General features: G+C 61.2%; 2 protein-coding genes. Both read right to left on the reverse strand.

Annotation, left to right across the window (positions count from 1 at the left end):
• Positions 1-29: 29 nt before the first annotated feature.
• On the reverse strand, positions 30-902 hold the full coding sequence (locus tag ACIA5H_RS37795; RefSeq protein ID WP_397081170.1) for an IS3 family transposase: 873 nt from the start codon (positions 900-902) through the stop codon (positions 30-32).
• A complete protein-coding gene (locus tag ACIA5H_RS37800; RefSeq protein WP_397081168.1) occupies positions 887-1,201 on the reverse strand; it encodes a transposase in 315 nt (104 codons plus the stop codon). The genes ACIA5H_RS37795 and ACIA5H_RS37800 overlap by 16 nt, the downstream gene beginning before the upstream one ends.
• Positions 1,202-1,267: the final 66 nt, after the last annotated feature.

A 1,267-nucleotide genomic window follows, 5' to 3' on the forward strand; every position in this document is an offset into this window, starting at 1 on the left:
TGATCCGGCCCCTGGAAAGTGAGCCAGGGTTACGAGAGCTGAGACTCGGGCTGGATGGCGTGCCACAGCGTCTCATACTCGTCAGGGCTGAGGTGGCCGAGGTAGCTGTGGCGGCGTTCAGTGTTGTAGAAGTTGTCGATCCAGTCGGCCATCGCGGCTGTGAGTTCGAGGCTGGTGGCCCATTTCCTCGTGTCCAAAAGTTCTGTTTGCATCCGTCCCCAGAACGCCTCGATAGCGGCGTTGTCGAAGCAGTCGCCAACAGTGCCGAGCGAGGGAATCAGGTTGTGCTGCCGCAGGTTTTCGCCGAACGACCAGGATGTGAATTGCACGCCGTGGTCCGCGTGCAGAATCGCCCCGTGGGATTTCGCGCGTTCCCGCACAGCCATATTGACCGCGTTGTTGACCAACGCGGTATCCGGGATCGTCGAAAACGATCGGCCGACGATCCGCTTGCTGAAGCAGTCGAGAATCGCGCAGCAGTAGACCTTTCCGTCACGCGCGGGGTGTTCGGTGATGTCCGAACACCACAGCCGGTTCGGCCGATCGGCAGTGAACACGCGGTTCACCAGGTCCGATGACGTGTGGACACCGAGAAGATTGGGTTTTCGTCCCTTTTGCCGCGGAAGACCGGAAAGCCGCAGTTCACTCATGATCGAATGGATCAACTTGTGGTTGACCACCATGTCGCACTCGCTGAGCAACGCCGCCTGGATTCGCCGACGCCCGTAGGTGCCGCGGGAACGGAGATGGATCTTGCCGATCTCGTCGGCCACGACCGTCCGGCGTAGTATCCGGGTGGACAGTGAAGGTTTGCGCCGTCGGTAGAAGGTGGCGCGGTGCAGACCGACGATCCGGCAGGCCGCACGACCCGAATGACCCTGTGCGATCAGCCTTTCAACGATCGCGTATTTCCTTTTGGGGAAATCAACACCTGCTCGTCGAACAACTCACAGGCATCCCTGGTGAGTCTCAGTTCGGCCTCGAGCTGAGCGATCCGGCGATGCGCTGAGGCCAGTTCGTCGGCCTCGACGCTCGGCACTCCTTCACGCACTCCGGCATCGACCAGGGTCTGTGCCTTCCACTTGAACAGCGTGGCCTCGGAGATACCCGTCTCGGCTGCGATCTCGGCGACGCGTTCCCCGGAACGCAGGCGAACACACACCTGCCGGCGCAGCACGGGCGGATACGATTTCGGCATCATGACCTCCTGATGGTCAAGTCTGCCTCAACTCTCGCAACGATGGTCGCGTATCCGGGGGCCGGATCA

Source organism: Nocardia sp. NPDC051900 (assembly GCF_044452545.1).
GTDB lineage: Bacteria > Actinomycetota > Actinomycetes > Mycobacteriales > Mycobacteriaceae > Nocardia > Nocardia sichangensis.